Raw genomic sequence first — 247 nt, 5'->3', positions numbered from 1 at the left:
GAAACGTTGCTGTCCGTCGTGCTCAAGCCCGTCGAAATCGAACTCACCGAACTATTGGTCGTGCTCAGACCCGTCGACAACGACGACACGCTGCTCGTCGTCGTGCTCAGGCCCGTCGACACCGACGAAACGTTGCTGTCCGTCGTGCTCAAGCCCGTCGAAATCGAACTCACCGAGCTATTGGTCGTGCTCAGACCCGTCGACAACGACGACACGCTGCTCGTCGTCGTGCTCAGGCCCGTCGACA

At 60.3% G+C, this 247-nt stretch carries 1 protein-coding gene; it reads left to right on the top strand.

The features are described from left to right. A partial coding sequence (locus G3O06_RS49900; protein WP_277403809.1) for a hypothetical protein occupies positions 1–247 on the top strand: 247 nt, incomplete at both ends.

This window comes from Burkholderia sp. Ac-20345 (assembly GCF_017104825.1).
Classification (GTDB): Bacteria; Pseudomonadota; Gammaproteobacteria; order Burkholderiales; family Burkholderiaceae; genus Burkholderia; species Burkholderia lata_B.
This window is presented reverse-complemented; position numbering and strand designations above follow the sequence as displayed.